17 protein-coding genes are annotated in these 23,157 nt (G+C 44.7%); 3 read left to right on the top strand and 14 right to left on the bottom strand.

Going from position 1 to position 23,157, the window contains the following annotated elements; genetic code table 11:
• Positions 1 to 60: 60 nt before the first annotated feature.
• Positions 61 to 774: a DUF421 domain-containing protein gene (locus tag AC58QM_RS16965; RefSeq protein ID WP_497286047.1), complete on the bottom strand. Its 714-nt coding sequence runs from the start codon at positions 772 to 774 to the stop codon at positions 61 to 63.
• A gap of 263 nt (positions 775 to 1,037) precedes the next feature.
• Between AC58QM_RS16965 and AC58QM_RS16960 the strand changes: the two genes are divergently transcribed.
• Entirely contained in the window at positions 1,038 to 2,216 is a 1,179-nt protein-coding gene (locus AC58QM_RS16960) for an S-layer homology domain-containing protein (RefSeq protein WP_497285884.1), read from the top strand.
• 93 nt (positions 2,217 to 2,309) lie between these two features.
• Here the strand turns inward: AC58QM_RS16960 and AC58QM_RS16955 are convergent, their stop codons facing one another.
• The 7 genes from AC58QM_RS16955 to AC58QM_RS16925 all read right to left on the bottom strand — a co-directional run bounded on the left by AC58QM_RS16955 (position 2,310) and on the right by AC58QM_RS16925 (position 11,012).
• Positions 2,310 to 3,317, bottom strand: a complete 1,008-nt coding sequence (locus tag AC58QM_RS16955) for a glycoside hydrolase 5 family protein (protein ID WP_497285883.1) — start codon at positions 3,315 to 3,317, stop codon at positions 2,310 to 2,312.
• Between the two features lie 30 nt (positions 3,318 to 3,347).
• Positions 3,348 to 4,502 (bottom strand): glycoside hydrolase family 88 protein, encoded by a 1,155-nt coding sequence (locus tag AC58QM_RS16950; protein ID WP_497285881.1) that lies wholly within the window; start codon positions 4,500 to 4,502, stop codon positions 3,348 to 3,350.
• The gene (locus AC58QM_RS16945; RefSeq protein WP_497285879.1) at positions 4,496 to 5,632 is read right to left on the bottom strand and encodes a glycoside hydrolase family 88 protein; all 1,137 of its coding nucleotides are present in this window, start codon (positions 5,630 to 5,632) and stop codon (positions 4,496 to 4,498) included. Before AC58QM_RS16945 ends, AC58QM_RS16950 begins: the two co-directional genes overlap by 7 nt.
• Positions 5,633 to 5,664: 32 nt before the next feature.
• On the bottom strand, positions 5,665 to 7,440 hold the full coding sequence (locus AC58QM_RS16940) for a hypothetical protein (RefSeq protein WP_497285877.1): 1,776 nt from the start codon (positions 7,438 to 7,440) through the stop codon (positions 5,665 to 5,667).
• Positions 7,441 to 7,542: 102 nt separating this feature from the next.
• Positions 7,543 to 9,060 (bottom strand): type 2 periplasmic-binding domain-containing protein, encoded by a 1,518-nt coding sequence (locus AC58QM_RS16935; RefSeq protein WP_497285875.1) that lies wholly within the window; start codon positions 9,058 to 9,060, stop codon positions 7,543 to 7,545.
• A 60-nt stretch (positions 9,061 to 9,120) separates the two neighbouring features.
• Positions 9,121 to 9,999 (bottom strand): carbohydrate ABC transporter permease, encoded by an 879-nt coding sequence (locus AC58QM_RS16930; RefSeq protein WP_497285873.1) that lies wholly within the window; start codon positions 9,997 to 9,999, stop codon positions 9,121 to 9,123.
• A 29-nt stretch (positions 10,000 to 10,028) separates the two neighbouring features.
• Positions 10,029 to 11,012 carry an ABC transporter permease gene (locus AC58QM_RS16925; RefSeq protein WP_497285872.1) on the bottom strand — a complete coding sequence of 328 codons (984 nt, stop codon included), beginning with the start codon at positions 11,010 to 11,012 and terminating at the stop codon, positions 10,029 to 10,031.
• A 361-nt stretch (positions 11,013 to 11,373) separates the two neighbouring features.
• On the opposite strand from AC58QM_RS16925, the gene AC58QM_RS16920 reads away from it, so the two are divergent.
• Together AC58QM_RS16920 and AC58QM_RS16915 are read left to right on the top strand one after the other, a co-directional pair.
• A complete protein-coding gene (locus tag AC58QM_RS16920; RefSeq protein ID WP_497285870.1) occupies positions 11,374 to 13,539 on the top strand; it encodes a CBM96 family carbohydrate-binding protein in 2,166 nt (721 codons plus the stop codon).
• A 249-nt stretch (positions 13,540 to 13,788) separates the two neighbouring features.
• Positions 13,789 to 16,125, top strand: coding sequence for a helix-turn-helix domain-containing protein (locus AC58QM_RS16915; RefSeq protein ID WP_497285868.1), 2,337 nt, complete (start codon positions 13,789 to 13,791; stop codon positions 16,123 to 16,125).
• A gap of 97 nt (positions 16,126 to 16,222) precedes the next feature.
• Here the strand turns inward: AC58QM_RS16915 and AC58QM_RS16910 are convergent, their stop codons facing one another.
• From AC58QM_RS16910 to AC58QM_RS16885, 6 genes are all read right to left on the bottom strand, one after another.
• Positions 16,223 to 17,227: an asparaginase gene (locus tag AC58QM_RS16910; RefSeq protein WP_497285866.1), complete on the bottom strand. Its 1,005-nt coding sequence runs from the start codon at positions 17,225 to 17,227 to the stop codon at positions 16,223 to 16,225.
• 18 nt (positions 17,228 to 17,245) lie between these two features.
• Entirely contained in the window at positions 17,246 to 18,118 is an 873-nt protein-coding gene (locus tag AC58QM_RS16905) for a sugar phosphate isomerase/epimerase family protein (protein WP_497285864.1), read from the bottom strand.
• 20 nt (positions 18,119 to 18,138) lie between these two features.
• Positions 18,139 to 19,413: an alpha-L-fucosidase gene (locus AC58QM_RS16900; RefSeq protein ID WP_497285862.1), complete on the bottom strand. Its 1,275-nt coding sequence runs from the start codon at positions 19,411 to 19,413 to the stop codon at positions 18,139 to 18,141.
• 35 nt (positions 19,414 to 19,448) lie between these two features.
• On the bottom strand, positions 19,449 to 21,152 hold the full coding sequence (locus AC58QM_RS16895) for an ABC transporter substrate-binding protein (protein WP_497285861.1): 1,704 nt from the start codon (positions 21,150 to 21,152) through the stop codon (positions 19,449 to 19,451).
• Positions 21,153 to 21,249: 97 nt separating this feature from the next.
• The gene (locus AC58QM_RS16890) at positions 21,250 to 22,185 is read right to left on the bottom strand and encodes a carbohydrate ABC transporter permease (protein ID WP_497285859.1); all 936 of its coding nucleotides are present in this window, start codon (positions 22,183 to 22,185) and stop codon (positions 21,250 to 21,252) included.
• Positions 22,186 to 22,197: 12 nt separating this feature from the next.
• Positions 22,198 to 23,103, bottom strand: coding sequence for an ABC transporter permease (locus tag AC58QM_RS16885; RefSeq protein ID WP_497285857.1), 906 nt, complete (start codon positions 23,101 to 23,103; stop codon positions 22,198 to 22,200).
• Positions 23,104 to 23,157 lie beyond the last annotated feature (54 nt).

Here is a 23,157-nt window from a genome sequence, read left to right as displayed (position 1 = left end):
GACAGCCCATAAATTGTTGACAATGACCGTTCTAAGTTCCCTAGAGCTCTAAACTTCGCTCTAGTGTCGAATAGGCGGAGGATCTAAAAAAGTTTTATCGGAAATGTAAATGATGCCATTATCATCAACGGAAGCATAGAAGATATCGTCTTGGCAAACTCCTTTCGCTTGCAATTGCGACTCCAGCCAGAACGCGTCCTTCTTGATATAAGATAGCGTTTCATTGTATAAGGTCCCTTCTACGATTAATGGATAGGACAAATCGATTTGCCTCTTGGCTATCCCTAAATCTTCGAGGGTCGGTGCAGATTTCGGCCCCTTCTTGTACACGGTCAATTTCCCGTTTGCCTCTAGTATGGCAAGATCGACATCCGGGAGATGAAAAACATCCTTCTCTCGCAACATTTGAAGGATATTATCGATTGAATAACGTACATTCTTGAGGTTATTGACCAACAAGTTTCCTTGATGAATCACGGTTGTTGGTTCGAACGAGATTAGTTTTCCGAATTTCCTTGATTTAATAGCTAATATAGAGACAATGCGTTGCAGCAGACCGATTAATACAATGGCTATTCCAATATGGAGATGGCTAATGTTCGGTTCGGCGATATCAGCGCCAACGACGGAGCCCAAGGAGAGGATGACCAGAAAATCAAATACAGGCAATTCACCTAGGGAGCGTTTCCCCATAAATAGTCCAACAATCAACATAAGGGGGTAAATCGTCACAATCCTTCCTGCGATCTGCAAGAAATCTTTTATGGTTTCCATCCACATGGCGTACACTACCTTCCTTCTGATCAAACTAACCATGATCAGACGATTGAGAATTGGATTTATATTCAATATATCCAATTACCATTTTTTTACTCCGCCCGGATTCGGTTCACTCTCTGCGCTATTCTAATCCCCCCTACCAATCCTTCCCATAAGCCGTATATGAAATGATGAAGAATGACAGCAACCGTGCAGACGAGCAGAAGATATTCAGCTATAATATGTCCATCACCTTTAGATTAGATTGGAGTTTAATCATGAAGATAAGAAATTTAGTACTATGCGTAATAATAGCTTTTTCTATGATCTTGGCTACTCTGCCACTTTCTTTTCCTCGGGTAGAAGCCTACACGCCTATTCTGGAACGAATCGATGCTAATCATGTCAATATCGTTCAAGGGAATCCTACTAAAATAATAGTTACTGCATTTTATAATGATGGTTCCGCATCGGATGTAACACCTAACGTGTCCTGGAAAATTTATACGCCATCAGTAGCAACAACGACAAACGGAAATCTCATAGTTGGTTTAATAGAAGGAGGAACTTACGCTACGGCTTCATACAAAGGAAAGGACGTTACAATTCTTATTACTGTAAATAGTAAGAGTAGCAGCACTTCAAATCATGCTTCGATAGACAATTCAAATAGTAAGACTAATACTACTAATTACCCTGAGATCACTTCATTTTCTTATGACAAGGAGGTTAAAGGTGTTAGTTTAAAATTTACAGGTTATGATGTTTTACTTGAAAAGAAAAATAATAAAAATGAATGGGTACTTGTAGGCAAATATTCCAACACTTATAGTGAAAAGAATCTTCTACCCGGCATTTACACGTATAGAATAAAGTATTTATCTGGTGCAAGCCCAGAAGTTTCAGTGACGGTTCCGGAGCACTTTGTTGATATGAAACCGGATGTGTTCGGTCGTGATGAGATCTATAAGCTTTATATGGACGGAATCATTGACGGCTACCCAGATGGTTCTTTTAAGCCAAATGGAACGATTACAAGAGCAGAGGTAGCTAAGATTTTCAAGCCTCTATTTCATGGTACGGAATCTAATAAAGTGAGTACATTCAAGGATATTGATGGACATTGGGGGTTCAAGTACATTTTCCACCTCTATCAAATTGGATTAATACAGGGAATAACTGAGGAAAAGTTCGATCCAGACGGAAATATTACGGGAGAGCAATTGGCCGTCATTTTAAAGAGAGCGTTAGAGGGAAGGATTTCGTTAGATCATTCATATAAATCTATGAATGCTTCTCCATGGGCGAAGGAGAGTTTGGACTTTGTTTATTCCGCAGGACTGTATAACTTTGATATGATGTATCTTGCGAAAAAAGATTTTGGGAGAAATGAAGTAGCTTATGCAGTTGCAAAAGCGCTTCAGAATTTAAACCAATATAAAACCCCAGGATGGTAAGACATAATCATTAGTCACATAATCATTGGATAAATGCTGAAGAAAAACAGCTTTGAATAGAGTTTTAACTCTATCCAAAGCTGTTTTTAAGTTTCATTTGATAAACCTCGGCCATTCCCGTCGTTCTTCTCCCTGCAAATTCGGATTTCCTGAGACAGTACGGGCATCTTCCAAGCTCCAAAGAGCTCCGTCTTCGTGAAAAAAGCCATTCAGCACGCCCTTCTTACGCTGACCCGGCAGATACGCTGGTTTCAGCATCAGTGACCAACAAAAGCCTGACATCCCAAATTCATCTAGCAACGCCGCATACTCAGCATAGGCCGGTTGCCACTCCCCTTCAACAGGCATAGCACCACCTGGACCTCTTGGACCCGTGCGGATTCTCTGCCACTCCGTTAACCAGCACGGCTTGCCAAGTATCTCCTCGGCCAGCTTCATCTTGTTCAACCTCAGCACAATCTCTTCGCGGGAAGAGGGAAAGTTCAAATGGTTTTGCAAAATATCGACTTCGAGATCCATAAAATACAAATGATCTTCCAAATTGGCGCAGCCTATCGTCAAAGGAATACTTCCTTTGCCTTGCAGCGCAGTCTTCATCATCTCTCTGGAAAATCGCAGCCTATCTAGATCAGAAGGTTCATTCATTATTTCGATAGCCAACAGCCGTGAGTCGTTTGCGAATTGTGACATGAACCACTCCACGAAGTTGGCAGTCTCCTTGTAACGGGTCGGACTTTCAAAAATGTCTCTTTCCGGTGAATGAACGCAAACCGCTGTTAAAGGGTCCGTGTTAGTCAACGCATCCAAGATCGGTGCGATGCCGCAGCCTTCAAATAAGCAAGGCATTAGTCGGATACCGGTGCTAGAAGAAGCTTGCAGCAAGTGCCTAAAAGCGATTTGCAGCGCTTCCGGGTTCTCAAGCCAATACTCGTAGGATAGCCAGATCCGCAGCGCATTGACGTTTAATCTAACGGCAAAGCTAAGATCCCTTTCAATAATGCTGGGGTCGTAATCTCTCCACATCTGATAAGCATTGTAGGCACGAGCCGGAATATAGACTGCTCCCCGAACAAGTGCAATTGAAGCACGAGTATCACTCATAAGCAACCGCCTTATCTTGAACGATAGAAGTTACCAGAACAACTGCTCTTGACCTCTCAATTTCGCAAGTGCTTCCACAAAGAAGTAATCCCCATAGATAAGAGGGAGATTCACATATCTTCCAGAATTGAAATTAACGGTTCCCATTCGGATTAATCCTTGTTCCTCGTCATCTCCCCACGAACCGTAATTCTCATACAGCGACTTTACCGTTCGAACCGCAGCATTCCGATACAAATCAGCCTCTAGAGGCTCAACGGCATTAGCTATTTCAAGCAAACCGCTTGCCGCACAAGCGGCAGCAGACGTGTCAAGACCCGGAGGTGTCGCTACCGGGGCCCTGAAATCCCAGTGTGGCACATAATCCTCGGGAAGATTGGCCAAATAGAAATGGGCCACCCGTTTGGCACCTAGCAAATAACGAGGTTCTTTTGTATACCGGTAGGTTAAAATCATACCATGAAGTGCCCAAGCAGCTCCGCGTGACCAAGCGGAATCTGGTGAATAGCCCTGCCCTCCTTTGACCAACACAACCTCACCCGTTTCCGGATCAAAATGAACAATATGACGAACCGAACCGTCCGGACGAATAAAATGTTCAAGCACCATATCCGCATGCGCCATCGCAATTTGGGCAAATCGTGGATCCTTCAATGTCTCAGATGCCCAGAACAGAAGCGGCAGATTCATCATTGTATCAATAATAGACCAACCGGTTCGAATAGACTCCGGCTTGTCGTTCCAAGCACGGATGAAACTTCCGCGCATATTGAATCTCGCCGCAAGATGACTTGCGGCTATGAGTCCTCTGCGTTTCGATTCCTCACTGTTGAGCAACTTGAACTGCGCTACGGAAGTAAGGCTCCATATAAACCCTGCGTCATGATCTATCTTGTAAAATTCACGCAGTGTCTCGTCCATCCGATCTTCCGTTTCTGTCGCAATACGTTTGAGGGACTCATCTCCTGTTTCCCGATAAATGAGCCACAATAAACCAGGCCAAAATCCTCCTGTCCACCATGCCGCAGGCATGGAGTCATAGACCCCGTCCTTGGAAGCATGCGGGAAGCTTACACCGATCTGCTTGCTCGTCTTGCCGACTTTATTCAGGACTTGCTCCCAGGCTTCATTCATCCAGCCCGCGTGACTGACCACATTCTGCTCTTCCTTCATTTTTTCTACCATAGGACTTCACTCCTGCCTTTCAACTTCGTCAAGGCCTCCACGAAGAAGTAATCGCCGTAGATGATCGAAACATGATCCGGATATCGTTCAGAATTTCTATAGATAGTGCCATGAGTGACCAAACCTTCTTCTTGGCTATCCCACGCCCCGTAATTTTCGTACAGAGATTTCATAATACGTTCGGCCGCATCCCGGTAAAGGGAAGCTTCAAGTTCAGGAACCCAGTTAGCAATTTCCAAAAGACCGCTGGCTGCACAAGCTGCAGCCGAAGTATCGACACAGTCCTGCTCTTCCTTAGGTGCGCGAAAGTCCCAGAATGGCACATGTGTCTCAGGCAACGCGGATATGAAAAAGTGAGCTACCCGTTTTACAGCGTCCAAGTATACTTGCTCCTTCGTGTAGCGGTAGGAAAGAGCAAGCCCATGAAGCGCCCAGGCATTGCCACGTGACCATGCAGAATCTGCCGAATACCCCTGTCCGCCAAGCACATTCACGCGTTCACCCGTGTTTGGATCAAAACAGACGATGTGACGAACGGAGCCGTCTTCACGCACAAATTCCCTCACTACCGTATCCGCATGTGCCATAGCGATATATTTGAAGCGAGGATCGTTCAGCGTTTCCGACGCCCAGTAAAGGATGGGCAAATTCATCGTGCAGTCAATGATTGCCCAACCCGCACGACTTTCTGTTTTGCTGTCCTGCCAAGCGCGGATAAAATTCCCTTTGAGATTAAAGCGTCCAGCTAAGTGGCTTGCAGCAATCATCCCGCGTCTTTTTGACTCCTCATTTCCTGTCAGCTTATACTGAGCTACTGCCGATAGACTCCACATAAACCCAATATCATGGCTTAATTGGTTAAAACCGTGCAGAACGGAATCTAACTGTTCCTCACATGAAGCCGCATACTCCTTCAATTTTTCATCTCCAGTTTCGCGGTACATCAGCCACAGAAGGCCTGGCCAGAAGCCGCTAGTCCACCACTGTGGCGCCATCTTATCATATTGCCCATTCAATGTAATATGCGGGAAGGTTCCCCCGATTCGACGGCTCGTTCTTTCTACCTTCTGTACAGTGCGTTCCCAAGCTTCGTCGATCCATGTCTTTGTTTCTGTACTTGTTTGCGTCATATTTTTCTCTCTCCTCGTCTTATAGTGTTGGTTTATGCTTTGCTTAAAGTCACTCGGTAAGACGTCTTTTTCCCTTTCGTTGCATACTGCAAAGAACCAAGTTTCCCATTGCGCGACAAGCCGCTTCGCTCGGTCAAGGCCAATCCTGAATCTTCTGACTCAAGAATCGTTACTTGCTGTATTTCGTCTCGCAGCTGTACGTGAGACTCTCGGCTAGAAAGTGTGACTCGGGATTCGTCCCGACCATCAAACAGCATAATCGGAATTTCCTCATGAAAATTCATTGAGCTTTCGTCCTCCACGGTTACCCCGCTGGAATCAAGGGTCAATCTTCTTTTCCAAATATTAACAGATATACCTCCGATATACGTTAATTGTGCTACCACTCGGTGAGGGCTCTCTTCTAAAATTTCGACTTTTACTTCATCCAGCTCACCACGCGTCATGTCAGCTGTACGCTGCCATTTGTCACGATAATGCGTGCTAATCGCATAAGAAATAGCTCCGCCTTCCGGGTTTTTCGCAATGGGAACCATATCTGCTGGCCCTACCGGCAACGTCATTCCACGCTTCTGAATACGGATAATACCTGTGGGATTGTAATCTTTTTCCCCTTTAGTCTGAATGACCGCATAGTAACCGCCACCGTTTAATACGAGCTTGCGAAAATGTGGCTCTAGCCAAAGGGCGAATCCGCCAGTTTCAGCAGGGCATGCTTTCTCTTGAATGGAATCATCCGCTTGCCAATAGCAAGCCGCCAGCATGAAGGCGCATAACAGGTTGTACTGCGAGTGGAACGAATATCCTTCGTAACCGACCCGCTCGCTAGGGTCAAACCAGTTGCGTACGATATTGAGCTCTCCGCTTGGCCTTTGCCAACGTGCGATGGAAGCCAACGAAAGCTTGGCCGCTCGCTTAAACGCCCCTGCCATAGCATGGTTGCCTTGACACGCATACTGCTTCGCATAGGTTTCGAATATGTAACATTGCTCCGCTTCATTCCATTGATGCTGCGCACTGCGGCCACCAAGCAGAATTTCGCCCGTTGGACTTTGCATGAACAAAGATGTGATAGCCCCTTTTAAAGAAGCGTCTTCCAAAAAATCTTTGTGTCGCCCGTTATAACCGTGATTGAGCATCATCTGGAAAAACAAACGAGAGAATAAGTCATAGGACAGAGGACCATTCGGATCTACATACATACCTAAATCCGTCACCAGGGGAAGCTGAATGTCCATATTGTCATCGATCTCTTCCAGATTACCGCCAAGACGCTGCTCCAAACGCATCACTTCACCAGCCTGCGCGACTACAGACCAGTTATGAAAAGCCTGCTTATAAGCGACTTCCGACTTGATACGTCCGAACATCTCCTTCCACTGTTCCACCAACGTCGGTTTTACGATATCTTGAAGCCATATATAGGCATGCACAACCTGTGTCATATAGAAATTACCGTGGTTATTGCACTTCGCATTACCTTCTATTAAGCATTCCAAACTGTAGGTCAAGGCTCGGCAGGAAGGCTCCAGCAGATCTTCTCTCTCCCGAAATTTCACCAAAGAAGCTGCGGTCGCGGCAAAACAAGGCGTTGAATACTGTCTCTCGCCTCCGATAACGGGATCAATGATGGCTCCCCGCTCATCCTGATGGATTTTAAAAAAATCAACATTCCCTTGAACCAAGTCTAAATAGCTATCACGATTCACACCGATACATGAAATTGTATCTGTATGTTCCTGCCTTGCAATAAAATTAGAAAGTTTATTCTCTATATCACTGAAAGTTGTTATTTCAGACAACGCCACGGTAATCCCTCCAAGAACCTAATTTTGTGTAAAAAGAAGTCCCGCTCCGCAGCAGTTAAGCTCCAAAAGCGGGACGTCTTCCGTAATTACAATCGTTAAAAATTATTTCTTACCTATACGGACTTTATAAGATTCATTGATCTCATTTTCAATCTTTTTAAAGTTAGCATCGTTCTTAAGCTGAGTGATATACGTATCCCAAGCCGTAATCGGCTCTTTACCCATAATAATTTTCACTTTTAGAGCGATGAACTTCTTGATATAATCGGCTCCCAGCTTCTCATCGGTTTCCGAGAACAATCCTTTACCTAAATCCGGTACGCTCACCTTAGCACGCTCGTCAATAATTTTCTTATTGCGTTCGAAGGTTTGCGCATCCATACCTACACGGTAAGCACGGAAGTACTTGTCGTAACTTTGGAAGATCTGACCAAAAGTTTGTGAGGACACCACGTCTTTGGTTGCTTGCGGAGTCGCAATTTTGATTCCGTTCTCCTCTTTGAAATGAGTGTCCTTAATGCCAAAATTCGCTAGTGTCGAACCCTCATCCGAAGCGCCGTAATCCATGAATCTCAGAATTTTCTTAAGCTTGGCTTCAGGCACGGTTTTAGGAATCGCGTACACACCGAAGAATCCTGCGTCTCTGAAGGTAACCCCGTTCAGAGAAATTAACGGTAATGTATCTGCTTCTTTGATACCTAATTTTCTAAGATCCTCCACATCTGGCCACGCAGCTTCTGGCGGACCATAGTACATGCCACCTTTGTTTGATTTCATCATGGAAGAAGCTTGAGCCGATTTCAGCACGGCAAAGTCTTGAGGAATCAGCTTTTCATTGTAGGCTTTGTTCAGCCAGACAAGAGCTTCACGCGTTCCTGGCAGTATGTTTTTATTAACGAGCTTGCCGTCCACCATGGCATATTCACCGAATGCCTTATTGTACACGTTTTCAACCCATGCTAATGTGTTCATACTCGTTTCGCTTGCAAGGCCGACCATACCAACCGTATCCGCTTTGCCATTACCGTCAGGATCCTTTTCTACGAACGCTTTCAATACCGTATACACTTCATCCATATTTTGAGGTACTTTGAGACCCAGCTTATCCAGCCAGTCTTTGCGCACATATGGAAAGCTTCCGCCTTCAGTAGGACGGACACGAGGAATACCGAAATTTTTACCGTTAATCCGGGTATAGATCCAAGTATCTTCAGGGAACTTCATTAAATTAGGGTAATCTTTCAAAAAAGGTGTTACATCCCAAAAAGCCCCTTGACTAACCATGGATGTAAACTGTGGAGTCGTGATATTGCTGATAAACATAAGGTCAGGGACGTCTCCGGATGCGAGCATGACATTGGCTTTTTGCTCAGCTTCAGTACCTGTCCAAGAAATATTCAGCTTTGTATTGGTTCGTTTTTCAATTTCTTTTTTAATTACATTATCTTCACCTGGAGGTTCGGTGCCGAAGAAGGTCGTAAATATACTGATATCAACTGGCTTTGTATCCTCTACACTTGCTTTGGTGCTTTCCGTTGATGTTCCTCCGCATGCCATCAGCACAGTCGACAGAAATAATGTCGGTGCCAACACGGATAGTAAAGCTTTTTTGCTTTTCATCTAGAAGACCTCCTCATAATAGTTGCATCTTTCTTGACTAATGACTTTATATGTATGCTATCATTCCTTCACGGAACCAACCATGGCTCCTTTAGCAAAATGCTTTTGAAGGAATGGGTACACCATCATGATAGGAACTGTGGCGATAACAACAGCCGCCATCTTGAGCGTCTCTGTCGGAAGCCTCATTTCCGAATTCGCCGACTGTCCCATTTCACCACCGCCAGCAGTTGACGGGTCGACCAGTAAGTTTCGCAGGAGAACCTGCAGCGGTACTTTTTTGAAATCATTGATATACATAACTGCGTTGAAGTACGTATTCCAATAATGCACGGCGTAGAACAAGCCAAATGCAGCTAACGCAGGTAAAGAAAGGGGGAGAATAATTCGCCACCAAACCCCGATGTCTGAGGCGCCGTCAATGACAGCCGCTTCTTCCAAGGAGACTGGAATGCTATCGAAGAAGCCCTTCATTAACAGTACATACCAGGCACTTGTGATACCAGGAATGATAAGTGACCATATGCTATTAAGAAGACCCGTCTCCTTGACAACCAAGTAGTGAGGAATAAGTCCTGGGCTAAACAACATGGTCATTAAAATCATTAGCATTAATAGTCTTCTGCCCATCAGTCTTTTTCTCGAAAGCGCATAGGAGAAAGCGGATGTGACCAACAAAGAGAGGAAAGTTCCTACTGTTGCTAGAAAGACGCTTACTTGGATAGCCCTTGGAAATGCCTTAGTTGAGAGTAGAAATTGATAGGATTTTAGCGACCATTCTGAAGGAAACAGGATGAGACCGCCTCGATAATACTCAGCAGGCTCTGTGAATGACACGACGAACACGTAGTAGATCGGGAACACGCAAATCAAACCGATGACTCCCAATCCAATAACATTGATGTAATCAAAGATTTTATCACTTAAGCTTCGTTTCATGGTATGTGCTCCTTTCCGATAGATGGACGTTAGTAAACGCCTTCCTCGCCGACCTTTTTGGCAATTTTGTTCGCAATAATAACTAGGATTAATCCTACGAGTGATTTAAACAATCCAATCGCCGTGCTATAGCTAAACTGTCCATGCTGAACACCCGCTCTAAAAACATAAGTGTCGAACACGTCGCCCACAGAACTGACTGCACCGTTCAGCATCAGGTAGATATGCTCGAAACCTACATCCATGATGTCGCCCAGCCTAAGAATAAGCAGGATAACGATAACGGATTTAATTGCAGGTAGTGTGACGTGCCACATTTGGCGAAAACGGTTTGCTCCATCCATCTTAGCTGCTTCATAAAGCTGAGGATCAACACCTGCAATCGCTGCCAGAAAGATGATTGTCCCCCAACCACATTCTTTCCAAATCGTCTGACCTACAATTAATCCCCAGAAAATGTCGGCATTCGTCAGAAAGTCGAATTTTTCCCACCCGAATGCAGTGAATATTTTATTAACAACCCCCTCTGAATGAGAAAGCATCAGAAACGTAATTCCTGAGATAATGACCCAAGCGAGGAAATGGGGTAAATAAATGACCGATTGAATGATTCTTTTATACCTTGTGCTGCGAAGCTCATTTAATAGTAGAGAAAGAATGATTGGAATTGGAAAAAAGAAAAATAACTTTAAGAACGAAATCGCCATCGTATTGCGGAACAAAGTCCAGAAGTCTGGTGTTGAGAAGAACCTAACGAAATGTTCAAAACCAACCCATTTACTCTTGAAGATCCCGAGCATCGGAGAATATTTCTGGAAAGCAATGATCAGCCAAAACATAGGAACGTATTTATACACAATAAAGTATAAAATGGCTGGCGACGCAAGCAGATACAAATATTTGTCACGCCGTAAATTATGCCAGAAAGCGGAACGTTTTACCCGCTTACTAGTCAGCTTAGCGGAAACCGGAGCCGGCAAACTCTGATTGGTAATTCCGGACTGTTGGCTCATTCTCAATACTCTCCTCTATGTCGGCTTGGTTAGCCGTTGGTTTCTTGGATTTATCGTAATCGTGGCGATGATTTCCTGCAACCTCACTTTTTTGCCATTTATTTTGTGAGATTTTATAGGGACTCCCCCACATTGTTGCACATTTTTGCCGGTAGGAATTTTTTTGGCATAGCTAGCAGATTGCAAAAATGTATCATTCGGCAAAAATGTGTGATTGAAGTTGCTGAGTCTGCTATTTATAGTTGAATTCTCAAACAATAGTAAGCATGTATACTGGAAAGGAGTCGAGTGAGCGAGGCTAGCCCTATTTTATTGTAAGCGCTTTAATAATGGAATTAATTAATTTGAGGAGTGAAGTCGAATGTTAAAGATGAAAAAAGTAGTGCCAGCCCTATTTATCTTCAGCTTATTGCTGCCAACTATCATGATTCGACCGACTACTGCGTCAGCAGCCTCAGCTGATGTCACGGTTTACAACGAAATTGCGGGTAAAACCCCACTGCATATCGGTTATAATCAGGGACACTATTTGCCAAACAGCAATACTTCGTCCTGGGTAGATTATTCCGGCGTAAATGCTTACCGAATATGGACGTCCATGGGTAACTATGAACCAACGGATGACATGGCACCATATGGTGACGGTGTGACTGACCTAGCATCCTTTGATTCCCGGAAATCGCTCCTGCGAGCAAATCCAGAAAGTACAACGTACATCAATTGGCCAGTCTTTCAGGATCGTTTTCAAAATTATACGACTAGTGGAACGAATCAGTCTAAGCTGAACTATATGCTGAGCGAATTAAAAAACCTCAACGTAGATGTTTTGGCAGTAATGAATCCTACACTATGGAACGGTTCAGGCACTTGGAGCGACCGCTGGGAGCTGTGGCAGTTCGATTATGCAATGGCTTACCATATGGCCAAAAATTATGACGTTAAGATGTATGAGATATTTAATGAGCCCGATCATGGCAGCAATATCGATTTGACCCAGGACACTTACATTGAAATGCTTCGTTTCTCTTCGGATGCAATTCGCTGCGCGATTGCGGATGTTAACGCCCTGTATGGAAAGTCGCTGACCGCTCAAATTAGCGCTCCTGTATTGACCCATGCTCAAAGCAGCTCAGGTGACTATCATATGATCGCAGATCCGGATGCCGATAACCGTGATGACCAGTATGGTTGGGGTCAAAAAGCAATGATGAACATTCGGAAGGATTACCGTGGCAATACGGTTAATTATGATATTTTCAACATTTTTGGTACGCATAAATACAACATGACTGGATCTGATTATTACAATGAGCTTGATATGATTAAGAACAAAATGATCCAGTTCTCCCCAACTGCCACCGCTTTGCCAATTTATTATACCGAGTTCAACCGCTACAGCACAGGTACTTTCGATCTCAATGCTAGTTACAATTTAAGTGATATGGGAACCGTTACGGATATGGCATTAATTTATGGAAAATCCATGCTTCGTGACGTGAAAGGTATGTTAGCCTTTAAATTTAGCAATACCTACTCAGATGCCCACGGTTATCAGGGTACGGGCTTCAATTACGTGTGGAACTCTGGATCCTATGATATTGGAGGCGTCACACGTTCAGGAGAAGTCGTCCGATTCGCAGCCAAAGGTTTCAAAGGCGAAAAAGACCGCTATAAAACTTTGTCTAATTCTGCTCATAGTGATTATGCCGCTTATACCTCTTACGACCCCACTACCAATAATTATTATATTTTGGCCATCAATCCTAATACGACGACAGATTACACGACCACATTCAACATGAGCGCTGTTGGGATCTCTACTGATTCTGTCGTTACAGTAGAAGAAATCAGTGAGGACCATTGGGGTGAAGTCACTCAGGTCATTAAAATGCCAGCCTCCAAATCGCTAACCTTAACCCACCCGAAACAAAGCGTCTGGTTGATCACAGTGCCTAAAGGAACACTATTAAATGAGTCCAAACTTGCAGCTGTCGCTGATGCCCAAGTACAAGGTGGCGCAAGTGCAAACACTAATTTTGGTTCAGAGACATCCATGAGAGTTAAACGCGATTCTGCGTCCACCAACAATAATCGAGTTAGTTACATCAAATTCAATACGTCTGGCATTAATTTGGCTACTGTTAAGAGAGCCGTACTAAGAGTGACCGGATACAATCCTATCGACAGTACGGATATGAACTTCCACACCTATGGGATTAGCAACGATAGCTGGAGTGAATCTACCTTGACGTGGAACAACGCTCCGAATCTAAACCCTGCGACTTCCGCAATGATCGGGGTAGGTGTTGGTGCTTTTCCTGTCGGGCATCTGTCAGCGGATGGCGTCAGTCAAATCATGCGAGTCGATGTTACTGAGTATGTTAGAAAACATCCGGACAGCTTACTATCGTTTGCTTTAATTCGCGAACAACGTTACTCGAGTGATAACGGTGACGATACCAGACATGCCATAATCAACACACGTGAAGCCTCTTCAGGACTTCCGTACTTAGAATTATGGTATTGAGACAAAAATCCCTGGCAGCTGCTGCTGTCAGGGATTTTTTAAGTCTGTTGCGAGTGAATTCCAACGTAATTACATCCAACTTTCCGTTTTCCCCTGTACATTCTCCAAGCTTGGGAGAGGAATTTCGAAACAGCACTTTTTTGCACATCCACATTTTTTTGCCAGTGCCATAGTTAGCTAGCTATTACTGGTGAACGGTGCTAGAATTATTGAAGTAATTGAATACGCTTACAGAGCGAGGTGTACCCTATGCTATACCGCATGAAAAAAGAGACGAGAGCTCACAGCTCTCTATATCGGAAAAGTCTACTGATCGTCCTAATGATTAGCTGTCTGCCTACCATCTTGATCGGTATCGGCATCTACTATTTTGGCGTATCTCGAATCGAAAAGGAAGTGAACCTATCCAATCAGTTGCAGGTGAGCCAAGCAACCAAAGTGTTGGATAATTATTTCACTCAGATGGAAACTCTTACGGCGCAATGGGCTTTCGACCCTGCCTTTGATAATGAACTCAAGCAGCTTGACTTTAAACGCCAATATGACCAAGTTTGGCAGTTGTATCGTACCTTAGCAACTGTCAGAGGATCGAACCCGTTAATTGAACGAGTCTATCTGTACTTATCTGATAACAAGACACTTATCTCAAGTGAGGAAGGCATTTCATCACTTGATGGCCAACCAAACCAAGCCTCCTTTGCTTCATTAATGCAGTCTAAACAGAATCTTTTCTGGACAAATGATTTGCCGCCATTGGCTGGAAACCGGACGGGCATTGCTCTTGTACATAAGCTACCGCATGCTTCCGGGAAGCCCGAAGGCTCACTGATTCTTTATTTGGATCAGAATCGACTTGCCCAACAAATGAGGGGTGTCGGCAGTCAAAACCAAGTCGATTCTTATCTATATCATGAAGCTGGAGATTGGGTACTATCCATCAAGAGCGGTAAATCGGGTGCAACAGATCCTACACAAAAATCTTTGTTAATGGAATCTTTAAGAGATCACAAAAAAACCGATGCTTTCATATTTCAATCCATTGGAGAGAAATACTCTCTTTCCTATGAAAAGTTCAACCGAACGAATTCGCCTTGGATTTATGTCACAGCTACTTCGCTTACGCAGTTAACGAAGCCCGTCGCCTTCCTGTCCAGGTTGATCATTGGGATTAGCCTCATTACTTTGACTCTGGCGGGTATTCTCTCCTGGCTCGCCTCCCGCCAGCTTTACGAACCGATTAAGCGGCTCGTTCGAATTTTCGGCGGTGTCCGAGATACAGCGATAGTGGATCATGGCGATGAAGTGCATATCATTGAAAATCGGTGGTGGCACATGACCTCCGAGTCTCTTTCTCTTAAGCAGCGAATCAACGAACAGCTTCCTTATCTGCGTGAAGGCTTCCTACTTCAGTTGCTTCAGGGACACTTGAATTCCTTGTCTGAAAAGCAGCTTCGTGAACGGATGATAAGTTTTGGCTGGCAGCCGGAGGGAAAACACTATAGCGTAATGCTATTCCGCCTTCATGACTTGACTCAAAATGGCCGTTTCCTTGAAGGGGACGAGCATCTCGTTTCGTTTTCAGCATCCAATATCGTATCGGAGCTGTTTGAGCAGGAAATAGGCTTGGAAGGCAGCGTTATCAACTTCCAAAATATTACTATGGGTTTGATTGTTTTATTTCCGGCCGAATGGGAGTCTCAGCAACTAAGGGGCGAGCTGTACCGGCTTGCTGAAGAAATTAAGACCAAGATGAGTGAACTACTTAAACTAAATGTAACCCAAGTCATTGGAAAGTCGACAGCCTCCGCTCAAGGCGTTCCAGAAGCCTTTGAAGAAGCCCGTCAGGCGCTGACTTTCCGGGATTTGGACGCGCAAAACCAAATACTCGACATGGAGGAGCTTCTTCCCAAGCCGCATACGGGATTCACGTATCCATTCGAATTGGAACGGGAGTTGCTGCAATCCATCCGAATGGGTGATGAGATCGAAACCCACCGCTTGTTTAGCAGTCTAGAAGTAGAATTGGAAGCAGAGGGCAAGGAAATGTATGTCCGCCAAGGCATGATGCAATTTCTTGGCAGCTTGTTTCATGCTTTGCTGAAATGGGGCTACGGTTCACAAGAAATGGATGGCCTTTATGAACAATGGGCTCAGCTTAGAGAGCCTAAAGCGATGCAGAGATGGGCGTTGACCAAAGTCATACGGCCGTATTGGAAGGAAATCGCAGCGTTACGCTCTTCCCAAGAGGAAAAAACAGGCTACGCTGTAGATAAAATCATAAACTTGTTACAAGAGCTGTATGCCAATGATGACTTATCCTTGGAATGGTGTGCGGACACGGTGGGAATCAATCCTTACACATTAAGTAAGGTATTCAAATTGCAAACTGGTGTCAATTTCATTGATTACCTGACTAATTTACGTCTGGAGAAATCACGGCATCTGTTGGCTGAAACGGACATGAAAATCAATGATATTGCTATTCAAGTCGGTTATCAGCCCTCCTATTTCAATCGGATTTTTAAAAAGCATGAAGGCTTCACTCCAAGCCAATATCGCCAGAATTTACGTAGTCATACGGGTTGAACATGACCACACTTTTACGACTTTTGCATACAAAAAAACTGCTGATACCACTTATCAGCAGTTCCTACCAAGCTAGAGAGTCGTACATCCATTCCTTTTATTCCAGTTGAAATCCGATTCGATGCCGACCAACTACAGCCCCTAAGCTATTGCGAATTTCATCTGGACACAACTTACGGAGACGTGCAATTGTAGTCTCATCCTGATATCCAATTTGAGTAAGAATGGCAGCCACGACATACGCCCACTTGTCTTCACTTCCATCTGCAACCTTTAAAGCAAAAGCCAATCCCTCTCGTTTCAGCGCAAAGCAATATATGCCTTTGGCTCCACCTTTCGCAGCAATATTCGCGTCCCGAAGCAACGCTGGACAGATGAGTCCTGTTCCGGATACCCAATCTGGACAGTTATTCATCGCTATGGTCAAGTCATGCACAGCAACTGAAGTGGCAGTATCCTCAATCATTTCGGGACGTGCGAGCTTCAGAAACGCTTGCGCTGCATGGTACAAAGGCATCGCATATACAGGAAGGCCACAGCCGTCTATGCCAAGCAGTATGCGATCCCCTTGGAGACCTGCCATTTCGCCTATGATCGCTCGTAACTCCTGCTGCAGCGGGTGGTCATCCTTTTCATATCCTTGAAGCGGATATCCTTCTGCCTGACATACTGCAAGCAATCCTACGTGCTTCCCTGAACAGTTATGATAGAGCTTCCTCTCCTGATGTCCATCTTGAAGCAGCCGATAATGGCTTGGCGTATGCAGTGGAAAGGATGCTCCACAAACCAATTGCCCTTCATTTAAACCAAGCTTATCTAGCAATGCTTCCAAAGCGTTCACATGAAACGCCTGACCTCGATGCGATGCTGTCAGAACAGCCTGTTCCTCCAAGGTTAGATCATATTTCTTATGCAGTTGTCTGCGAAAAAAGGGAATCGCCTGGAAAGGCTTTGCTGCTGATCGTAAATAAGATACATGATAGGGATCTCCAACTTGATATCGGATGTCACCCTGCAGGTTGATCCCAACCACATGTCCCCAAAATTCGCATTCCACTAGATGTCCACGCCATTCTTCCACAAGCAATGCCGCATTCGTCATTCGTAGCTTCGTACCTCCCTACGCCTCCTGCCACAACCGTCTTGCGTTGTCCATCGCAATCTTCGAGGCAGATCTGCAATCCTCCATGCCTTCAAATTCAATGGTAAGATAACCATCGTAGCCCGAATCCTTTATGAGCTTCATAATTCGACGCATGTCGATATCGCCTTGACCGACGATTGCACCTCTTAAATAGTTGCCATTCGCTGTTGTAAACCATGCGCCTTCGCCAGGATGCTCATCGTACGGTCTGAAATAAAAATCCTTCACATGGATCAGTGACGCATAGGGCAAATTCTTACGCACCCCGATAAGCGGCTGCTCATCCACACACATAAAATTGCCGATATCCAGCGTCGTCTTGAAGTTAGACCGATCTACCTCCGTTAGTACGCGCTGTACACGGTCACTAGCCTGTACGCTAAAGCCGTGGTTTTCTATCGTAGTAGTGATCCCGTACTGCGCTGCATAATCGGCAATGAGCCGACTCCCTCTTACCATCGCGTGTAAGTTCGCTTCGAACCATTGAATCGTCATCTTGTCAGACGGTAAGGTAAAAGCAGTCACATCATGCCGCATATGATTCATGCCGAGCCTATTCACCAAATCAACATGCTGCTTAACTCGCGCTATCTCCGCTTCGAAAGCCTCTTCCGTCTCCTGAACGAAGTTCGCCGGCATCGAATAATTGGATAGTTCGATGCCAGCTTCCTTCGCCTTCAATCGGGCTGCGGCTGCTAGCTCGGGTTGATCAATCAGTGTGAACCCATAAGGGACGATTTCCATATGCTCTCCGCCATGATCTGCAATCCACTGAATGACGTCAAGGACAGTCATTTCCCCTGTTTTTAAGACACCCAGTAAGCTATATGTGCTAAGACCGATTTTCAACGTTGATTCACCTCTGCCACTTATTCGATTTCGAGCGCGATGACAGTGTCCATATCATCCGGTAGTTCGGCACCCGTCAAATGAATGAAGGCACCACTTTCGGTATCCGAATAATGCTCCGCCATCCATGGTGTGGACACCTTCAGTTCCGAGCCGTCTGCGAGGAGTCTCGCCTTTTTGATTTTCCCCTTTAGCCCCTGGAAATAAATCGGTCCGATGCCGCGATCAAATACGTGGGCATATAACATATTGCCATTTTGCGTATAGCGTCCCCATTCAGGCTTCGGAAGTGAGGATGCTCCGCATCCATAAATACTTTCACTGTTGCGTCGCATCCAGTCACCAACCAACGTCAATATTTGAAGGGACTCAGCTGGAATTTCTCCTCGAGCATCTGGTCCGACATTGAGAAGCATATTGCCGTTCTTACTGATGCATTCGACTAAAGCCCGAACGACCTGTTTCGGTGATTTATAGGCAAAATCCTTCGCATGATAGCCCCAATTGTCGTTGAGCGTAATACAGGCTTCCCATGGTACGTTTAGTCCGTTTTCGTCAACAATACCGCCGGGAGGAACGATTTGCTCAGGGGAATAAAAGTCACCGGCATATACCTCTGGTTCTGCCTTTTTAATATCTCCGCCAAGTCGGTTATCAATAATAATGTCTGGTTGCAGAGACCGAATCATGTTTACAAGCTCCGTTGCCCTCCACTTCTCACCCGTCATATCGTCGTAGGAGAAATCGAACCACATCACATCAATTTTACCATAATTTGTAATTAATTCTTTTACTTGGGCATGTAAACAATCCACATAACGCTCGAATTGAATGGACCGGTTTGCATAAGTTTCATTATCTCTCATCGGATGAATGCGATCCCCATAGGCCGGATAATCATCGTGATGCCAATCAATTAGTGAATAATAAAAGCCAACCTTCAATCCTTCATCGCGAAAGGCTTCTACATATTCCTTGATCAAATCCCGATGTGCAGGTGTGTTGGTCGCTTTGTAGTCCGTAAACTCGCTGTCAAATAAACAGAAGCCATCATGATGCTTCGTCGTTAGAACTGCATACTGCTGACCCGCCGCCTTTGCTGCCTTTGCCCAAGCCCGCGGGTCGTAGCGGTCCGGTCGAAACTCTCGGAAGTAGGGTTCGTACTCTTCGTTACTCAGTTTCTCGACGCTTCGGACCCACTCCCCCCGAGCGGGGATTGCATACAATCCCCAGTGAATAAACATGCCGAATCGTGCTTCCCGGAACCAATCTGTTCGCTCCCAACGCTTGTTCATGTTTTCCCTCCAATTTCGAGAATCGTTACCTGCCATTACTTTTTATACACTTTATCGTAGGCATCTTGATAGATTTTGATGAATTGATCCATGCCGGAATCTTTCAGGCCTTTCACATAAGCGTCCCAATCTTTATCCATGTTTTTGGCTCCCATGATGAACTGCAGCATAGACTGTTTGACGTAATCTGTAATAATCGGCTTCAATTGTTTCACTTGATTAGCCTGATCGTTCGTTAAGAAAATATCCGTCGGGAACTCTTCTTTCGGTTGGTGTCCTTCATACAATTCTTTGGTAGCTTTGTACAGACGAGTTTCTAAACCATCCATCGTATAGATGTCCTGGCTAGCTGCATAGGCAGTTTCTCGATATTCGGAGGAACGAAGGCCCGGCCCCATTTGATTCCAATGGTCATTTTGCACCTGACCTACACCATAAGTCGTTTCTTTCACCTTGAACTTGGCAGCGGTTCCGCGTGTGTTTTTATCATTCGCATCCGCTTTCACCCAGTTGCGGCCTTCCTCCCCAAAGTTGGACAGTGTCGTGCCCTCATCTGTGTACAGATAATCAGCTAGACGAATGGCTGCTTCTGGATTTTTGTTTTTATTCGTCACAGCAAATACCGAGTTCCCGATGCCAATGTAGTGAGGCGCGAAAGACGCTCCATCTGGACCCGTAAGCGGTGCAATCGGATCATAGTCTTTGTGTCGCGTTGCCGTTGGCGAGGCATCTGTGAATTCGCCGAACCAGCCTGCTGGAATCGCGCCAGCGATCGCTACACCAGGACTATTCCCTTTTTGGGAAAGCGCATCCGATTTTTGCGTAAATGCTTCCTTATCTATCAAGCCTTCCGCATATAGTTTGTTCAAGAATTGCAGACCTTTTTTGAAGCCTGGTTGGTCGACTGATGTTGCCAACTTGCCACCGTTCATCATGAAATAATTGTTGTCCGCATTGAAATAGACGAACGCATTCATGACGAATGTCTCTATATCCGTATGCCAACCTGTCGGTGAACCCGTGAAGGCAATTTCATCTGCTTTGCCATTCCCATTTGGATCCTTTTCTTTAAACGCTTTGAGCATGTTGTAGAAATCATCGGTCGTTTTCGGTGCGCTAAGGCCCAGTTTTTGCAACCACTTCGTATTTACCCACATTTTGGCAGAAAACTGGCAGTGATAGCATTCATTCACGGAAGGTATCGCATAAATGTTGCCGTCAGGCGCAGTAATCGCCTTCTCCAAATACGAAATGTCTTTGAATGCTTTCTTAATATTCGGTGCGTATTGATCGATTAACTTATTTAACGGGAGAAGGACGCCTTGCTGACCGTAAAGTAACTGTTCCTCTTTCGTTAAATTACCTTGCATGAAAATGTCGGGATAGTCGCCACTTGCTAGCAGCAACTGCTTTTTCTCATTCAATGCCGCTGTTTCTCCAGGCACTAGCTGCCAGTTCAAATGAATATTCGTCTTTCCTTCCAAATATTTGGTAAACCAATTCGTATTTAAATCCGCAATGTTCGCAGATTGTGGCGCGAAAGCACTCATTGTAATTTTATTTTTGGAAATCGGAAAGCCAGTTGCATTAACGCCTTTTCCACCATCGGAGCTTGCAGTCCCTGTTGGATTAGCGCTACCTTGGGGATCATCATTGGACGTGCAGCCCACTACAGGCAATGTTATAAATAAAATCAGGACCGCCGATAACCAAGTTTTTCTTGTTCCTTTATTTACCATGCGTAAACCCTCCTTGTTATTCATAGCTATTCAATTTCCATGTGGACACAGCCTTAACAAGCTTCCCGGCATCCCTCCCCTCAATGTGTACCTCGTTTCAACCTTTCAGTGAACCAATCAAAAGTCCTTTCACAAAATGCTTTTGTACAAACGGATATAACATGAGAACAGGCGCGCTCGCTACGACGATCAGTGAATATTTAAGAAGTTCCTTTAAGCCTTGCCGATCCGCAAGTTCTTTGACATCCTTTATCATCGTTGGATCAATGGAGTTCAGGATTAGAATGTTGCGTAAAATAAGCTGCAAAGGATACAATTTGGCCGATTTCAAGAAAATCAACGCTTCAAAATAGGAGTTCCAATAACCAATCGCATACATAAGCACGAGAACGGCAATGATCGGTTTGGACAGTGGGATGACAATACGGAGTAGAAACTTAAAATCGCTGCATCCATCCAAATGTGCCGCCTCCGTTAGTTCCGAAGGTATCGATGTTTGGAAAAACGTCCTCGCCAGAATAACTTGCCATACCGAGATGGCACCAGGAATAATCATCGCCCATCTGGTGTCCAGCAACCCCATTCCTTTAACTGTCAAATAATAGGGAATCAAGCCCCCGTTGAACAGCATGGTAAAAATAAATAGTGCAGTGATGACGTTGCGTCCATAAAAGCTTTTGCGTGAAAGCGGGTAAGCCGCTGTTATCGTCAACGTCACGCTAATCAGCGTCCCGAAGAAGAGATAGAACAAAGAATTCCCGTAACCCGTCAAGATTTGCGGATTTTGAAATACGGCTTTGTAACCTCGTAGGGTAGGCTCAACAGGGAACAACCACACTTTGCCTGAGATCACAGCTGATGATGAGCTGAATGATGAACTAATGATATAAATGAGCGGATAAGCCACAATGATTAAACAAATAACGAGAAATACATAGACAAAGAACAAGTACATTCTATCGACACTATTTTCAAGAATGCGTGTTGGCGGCTTTCTCGCGTTGAGAAGCACGGTTTGCTCGGAATTCACCATTTCATTTGCCTCCTACCACAAGCTTGTCTCGGAATTTTTCTTAGCCACATAGTTAACTACAATGAGCAGTAATAAATTGACAACCGAATTAAAAAGTCCGACAGCTGCAGAGAAACTGAAATTCGCTCCGACCAAGCCCATTTTGTAAACATATGTTGATATGACCTCGGACGCTCCAACATTTATCGCATTTTGCATCAGGTACACCTTTTCGAATCCAACGTTCATAATTTGACCAGCATTCAGAATGAGTAAGATCACCGCCGTCGGCATAAGGCTCGGCAAATCAATATTGATCATCCGTTGAAACCGTGACGCACCGTCTACTTTCGCTGCCTCATACAAGTGCGGGTCTACCCCTGCTAGAGCGGCAATATAAATGACCGAGGCATATCCTGTAAACTGCCATACGTCCGAAAGGACATAAACGGTTTTGAAATACGCCGGCTTAGACATGATATTCTCCGCTGGAAAACCAAACTTATCCGCTAAGAGATGAACGAAGCCGAGCTGTGGAGAAAGGAACAGCATAATGATCGAGACCATGATAACCGTTGAAATGAAATATGGTGCAAAGGTGACTAACTGTACTGCCCTTTTAAAGATTCCATTTTTCAGTTCATTTAAAGCTAGAGCAAGTATGATCGGTGCCGGAAAGCCAACAAGAAGTGAGTAAAGGCTGAGCAATGCCGTATTTTTAATCACCCTCCAAAAAATGGGCAGATGGAAAAAGTCCACAAAATGCTTGAAACCAATCCAATCACTTCCCCATATTCCTTTTGTGACCATAAAGTTTTTAAAAGCGATTTGTACGCCAACCATCGGTATGTATTTAAAAATGATCAAATAAACAAGTGACGGCAGAATAATCAGATAGAGTTGCCAGTTTTTCTTTACCATTTTAAGTGCTATACTCATGGTACTCCCCCTCGATGCAGTGACTATCCGCTTGTTTTAAGCGCTTACAATTCC

It is taken from the genome of Paenibacillus sp. J22P165 (assembly GCF_059692015.1).
Note: the sequence above shows the minus strand (reverse complement) of the source record. Positions and strands in the feature narration are given on the sequence as shown.